Consider the following 5,377-nt stretch of genomic DNA (forward strand, 5'->3'; position numbering starts at 1 on the left):
ATCGCGACCGATCCGGCGACGGTCGAGACGGTCGACGAGGGACGGGTGCCCGACGACCGGCCGGCCGGCCGCTGGACCGCGGTGGTCCCCGCCGCCGCGGGCGCCGCCGCGCGCCTGATCGCTCCCGACGGGGTCGACCACCTCCTCCCGATGCCGCTGCCCGGCCGCTACAACGTCACCAACGCGGCCCTGGCCGTCGCCCTGTGCGTCGCCGCGGGCGCCGGGACCGAGCAGGCGTGCGCGGGGATCGCCGACGTCGTCGTGCCGGGCCGCCTCGAACCGGTGCGCGCGGGCCAAGACTTCCTCGCCGTCGTCGACTACGCCCACAAACCGGCCGCTGTCGAAGCGGTGCTGGCAACCCTGGCCGCCGACACCGCCGGGCGGATCGGCGTGGTGCTCGGCGCCGGCGGCGACCGGGACTCGGGCAAACGACCCCAGATGGGCGCCGCGGCCGCACGCGCGGCCGACCTGGTCATCGTCACCGACGACAACCCGCGCACCGAGGACCCCGCGACGATCCGCGCGGCCGTCAGCGAGGGCGCCAACGGGGTCCCCGCGGACGAGCGCCGGGCCACCGACATCCGTGAGATCGGCGATCGCGGTGCGGCCATCGCGGCGGCGGTCGCCTGGGCCCGCCCGGGGGACGTCGTGCTGATCGCCGGCAAGGGCCACGAGGTCGGCCAGGAGATCAACGGCGTCAAGCACGAATTCGACGACCGGGTCGTCCTGGCGCGCGCACTCGCCGAAGCCGGTCACGGGGAGCGCCGATGACCGGTCGGGGCACCATCACCGTTCTCACCGGAGACGCCGACGCCGCCGACGGGCGGGCGTTCCTCCGGCGACTGGTCGAGACGGCCGCCGACAGCGGCGCCGGTAGCGCCCACCGCGGCACCGGGGGGGCCGCGCGGACGTGGCTGGTCATCGGTGAGCCCGCCTCCGGTGGTGACGACCAGCGGGTCGTCGTCGACCACGACCTGCTGGGACGCGCGGCGGTGCGCCTGGCCATCGACAAGATCGTCTGCGTCGGCGGTTCCCGCGCCGTTCGCGCGGCTCACCAGGGTGCGGTGATGGAGGGCTCGTGGGGCGATGAGGCCCTCCTCGTGGGCGATGAGGACGGGTTGGCGGAACGCTGGTCCGATGCCGGTGCGGACGTGCCGGGCGGCGGCGACGTCATCGGCGTCCTCGGTGTGCTCGACGCGGACCGACTGGCCGCGGTGCTCACTGAGCGGGACCTGGTGGTCAGGTCGATTTGAGTACCGGGTTGGATGATGGGAAGGTTCCGGGCGACCGGACGGTAACGGCGAGACGGATGGAGCAGACGTGCCGCACGACGTGACACAGATTCTCGTGGCGGGGGCGGTGTCCCTGATCGTGGCGATCGGGTTGACCCCGGTGTTGATCCGCGTGTTCTCCAAGCAGGGATTCGGCCAGGAGATCCGCGTCGAGGGGCCCGAGAGCCATCAGACCAAGCGGGGCACGCCGTCGATGGGCGGTGTGGCCATCGTGGCCGCGATCGTCGCCGGGTACTTCGCCGCACACCTGGCCGGCTACGTCAGCGACAAGGTGTCCGGCGAGCACGCCGACGGCACCGGTCCGACCGCATCGGGTCTACTCGTCCTCGGGCTGACCGTGATGCTCGCCTTCGTCGGCTTCCTCGACGACATCATCAAGGTCCGCAAACACCGCAACCTCGGCCTGAACAAGACGGCCAAGTCCGTCGGGCAGGCCGTCGCCGCGATCCTGTTCGGCGTCCTGGTCCTGCAGTTCCGCAACCAGTACGGCTACACCCCGGCCAGCGAACACCTTTCCTACGCGCGGGACATCAACGCGATCTCGCTGGCCGGTATCGGCGGCATCGTCTTCGTGCTGTTCGTCTGGTTCGTCGTCGCCGCGTGGTCCAACGCCGTCAACTTCACCGACGGGCTCGACGGCCTGGCCGCCGGCTCGATGGCGATGGTCATGGGCTCTTACGTGCTGATCACCTACTGGCAGTACCGCAACGCCTGCCAGGGCGGCGCGGCCGGACGTGAGATGGCCGCCGGCTGCTACCAGGTGCGCGATCCGCTCGACCTCACCATTCTGGCCGTCGCCGGCGGTGCCGCGTGCCTGGGCTTCCTGTGGTGGAACGCCGCACCGGCGAAGATCTTCATGGGCGACACCGGGTCGCTCGCGCTCGGCGGTCTGCTGGCCGGGCTGTCGATCGTCAGCCACACCGAGCTCATCGCCGTCGTCCTCGGCGCACTCTTCGTCGCCGAGATGGTGTCGGTCGTCCTGCAGATCCTCGTGTTCCGCACCTCGGGCCGGCGCCTGTTCCGGATGGCGCCCTTCCACCACCACTTCGAACTGGGCGGGTGGGCCGAGACGACGGTCATCATTCGCTTCTGGTTGCTCACCGCGCTGTCGATCGGACTCGGCCTGTCACTCTTCTACAGCGAGTTCAAGAGCCTCAGTGGCTAGCGCGGACTCCCGCGGGGCCATCGAGCTCGTCGGGGGATTGGCCGGCACCGACGTGGTCGTCGCCGGCCACGGCACCGCGGGCCGGTCGGCCGCCGCCTATCTGAGCGGCGCGGGAGCGAGCGTCACGGTCGTCGACTCCGCGTTCGGGGCGGTCGAGACCGTCGACGGCAAGGTGCGAATCGGTGTCGACGAGGCACTCGAGGACGCCGACCTGTGGGCCCGTGCCCGTCTGCTGGTGGTGTCGCCGGGATTCGCGCCCGACCATGCGCTGGTCTCCGTCGCGACCGCCGCCGACATCCCCGTCTGGGGCGAGGTCGAACTGGCCTGGTGGGTCGACCAGAGCGGGGCGACCGGCCCGCCGCGCACCTGGCTGGTGGTCACCGGCACGAACGGCAAGACGACGACGACCGCGATGCTCGAGGCGATCGTCGCCGCCTCCGAGCGGACGGTCGCGGCCTGTGGCAATTACGGCACCCCCGTCCTGGACGTCCTGGTGCGCGAGCCGCGCGTCGACGTGCTGTGCGTCGAGGCGTCCTCGTTCCAACTGCACTGGGCCCCGTCGCTGCGCCCCGCGGCCGGTGTGGTGCTCAACGTCGCCGAGGACCACCTGGATTGGCACGGCGGGATGGCCGGGTACCGCGACGCGAAGGCCCTGGCCCTGCGCGGCGGGGTCGCGGTCGTCGGCGCGGACGACCCGATCGCCGCGGCCCTGCCGGTCGGTCCGCAGTCGCGTCGCGTCGCGTTCACGCTGGGCGCGCCGCGTGCCGGCGAATTGGGCGTGGTCGACGGCGTGCTCGTCGACCGGGCCTTCGGCGACGGCACCGAGTTGATCGCCGCGGACCTGGTCCACCCGGCGGGCCCGTCCGGGCGTGCCGACGCCCTGGCGGCCGCCGCGCTGGCACTCGCCATCGACGTTCCGCCGACCGCGGTCGCCGCCGGCCTGGCCGGATTCGCCCCCGCCGGACACCGGGGGGAGTCGGTGGCCCGACGGGGAGCGGTCGAGTTCATCGACGATTCCAAGGCGACCAACCCGCACGCCGCCGCCGCCGCGATCGCCGCGCGCACCCGCGTGGTCCTGGTGGCCGGCGGCCTACTCAAGGGAGCATCGGTCGACGACCTGGTCCGCGACGCGGGGGACCGCCTGGCGGGAGTGGTGGCGATCGGGCGCGATCGGGGCGAGTTTGTCGACGCGATTGCGCGACACGCCCCAGAAGTCCCAGCAGTCACAGTATTCACAGGGGACGATGGGCAGGTGATCGTGAACAAGCACGTCCCCGGCACCGGATCGCCCGTCGGCGCCTCCGCCGGTGACCGCGCCGCGGCCACCGCGGTGATGACCGCCGCGGTGCGCGAGGCCTGGGCCCTGGCCCGATCGGACGCCGGCGTCGACGCGGTGCTGCTGGCGCCGGCGGCGGCCTCGCTCGACATGTTCGACAGCTACGCCAAGCGCGGCGACGCCTTCGCCGCCGCGGCGGCGTCCCTGCCGGAGGATCGGGCATGACCGCGGCGGCCAAGTCGACCGGGGAGAAGACGCCCGAGTCGACGTCGGGGTTAACGGCGGACGCCGCGAAGCCGGGTGCCGACCACGGCGAATCACTCCTCGCCTGGCCGCGGGTCATCGCCGAGGCCGTCCGCAACCTGCTGGCCCGGCCGACCGCGTCCTTCCACCTCGTCGTCGGAATGGCGCTGGTCCTGACCGTGCTCGGCCTGGTGATGGTGCTGTCGGCCTCGTCGGTCGAGGGGTACTCCAAGGACGGCTCGGCCTACAGCCTGTTCACCACCCAGGTCATCTTCGCCCTCGCCGGCCTGCTGGTCTTCTACGTCACGGTGCGGCTGCCGGTGCGCCTGCTGCGGCGCTCGGCCGGACCGATGATCGTGTTGACGACGATCCTGCTCGCGCTCGTGCTCGTCCCGGGCATCGGCACCTTGAGCCAGGGTGCGCGCCGATGGTTCATCGTCTACGGCCTGTCGGTGCAGCCCTCCGAGCTGGTCAAGGTCGCCCTCTGCGTGTGGGGCGCCCACCTGCTGGCGTCGCGTCGTCGGGAGAACGTCACGCTCACCGAGCTGCTGGTCCCGCTCATCCCGGTCGCCGCGCTGATCAGTCTGCTCATCCTGCTCGAGCCGAACCTGTCCACGATGATCACCATCGCGATCATCGTCGGTGCGCTGCTGTGGTTCGCCGGCCTGCCGCTGAAGGTCTTCGGCAGCTTCGTCGTCAGCGGCGTCGTGATCGCGCTGGGCCTGGCCCTCATCGAGGGCTACCGGTCCGAACGCGTGCGCAGCTTCATCGGGGCCATCAACGACCCGCAGGGCGCCGGGTACCAAGCGCGCCAGGCGCTGTACGCGCTGGCCAACGGGGGCGTCTTCGGCGTCGGGCTCGGTCAGAGCCGGGCGAAGTGGAACTACCTGCCCAACGCGCACAACGACTTCATCTTCGCGATCGTCGGCGAGGAACTCGGCCTGATCGGCGCGTTCGTCGTGATCGGCCTGTTCGTCGGGTTGATGCTGATCGGGATGCGGATCGCGATGCGGTCGGCCGACCCGTTCCTCAAGCTGATGGCCTCGACGATCACGGTCCTGATCACCGCGCAGGCGATCATCAACATCGGTTATGTCGTCGGGCTCCTGCCGGTGACCGGCATCCAGCTCCCGCTGGTGTCCGCCGGCGGCACGTCGACGCTGACGATGCTCGCGATGCTGGGGCTTCTGGCCAACGCCGCACGACACGAACCGGAGTCCGTCGCAGCCCTGGTCCATGTCAAACCGGTCGGCTGGCGCGCACGCCTGTGGCGCCTGCCCGCACCGGTGGCCTACCGGCCGACCAAGGCCGAGAAGGCCTCGCGCCCCCGCCGCTCCGAGCCGGTGGCCCGCCGTCGGGAGTCGCCGCGGGCCGCGCGCCCCATCGCATCGGGCGGCCGGG

At 72.0% G+C, this 5,377-nt stretch carries 5 protein-coding genes; all 5 read left to right on the top strand.

Features of this window, described 5'->3' with window-relative positions:
* On the top strand, positions 1-771 hold a 771-nt coding region (locus tag QM634_RS00005; protein WP_415040718.1), incomplete at its 5' end, for a glutamate ligase domain-containing protein.
* Entirely contained in the window at positions 768-1,253 is a 486-nt protein-coding gene (locus QM634_RS00010) for a UDP-N-acetylmuramoyl-tripeptide--D-alanyl-D-alanine ligase (RefSeq protein ID WP_415040719.1), read from the top strand. The genes QM634_RS00005 and QM634_RS00010, both read left to right, overlap by 4 nt.
* A 79-nt stretch (positions 1,254-1,332) precedes the next feature.
* Positions 1,333-2,457 carry a phospho-N-acetylmuramoyl-pentapeptide-transferase gene (mraY, locus tag QM634_RS00015; RefSeq protein ID WP_415040720.1) on the top strand — a complete coding sequence of 375 codons (1,125 nt, stop codon included), beginning with the start codon at positions 1,333-1,335 and terminating at the stop codon, positions 2,455-2,457.
* Positions 2,450-3,958, top strand: coding sequence for a UDP-N-acetylmuramoyl-L-alanine--D-glutamate ligase (gene murD / locus QM634_RS00020; RefSeq protein WP_415040721.1), 1,509 nt, complete (start codon positions 2,450-2,452; stop codon positions 3,956-3,958). Before mraY ends, murD begins: the two co-directional genes overlap by 8 nt.
* Positions 3,955-5,377: putative lipid II flippase FtsW (ftsW, locus tag QM634_RS00025; protein WP_415040722.1), on the top strand; the 1,423-nt coding region annotated here is incomplete at its 3' end. The genes murD and ftsW, both read left to right, overlap by 4 nt.

It is taken from the genome of Gordonia sp. (in: high G+C Gram-positive bacteria) (assembly GCF_047606305.1).
Lineage (GTDB): Bacteria > Actinomycetota > Actinomycetes > Mycobacteriales > Mycobacteriaceae > Gordonia.

Coding starts and splice junctions, on each gene's coding strand:
- QM634_RS00010 (WP_415040719.1), top strand. CDS start 768: ATGACCGGTCGGGGCACCATCACCGTTCTCACCGGAGACGCCGACGCC.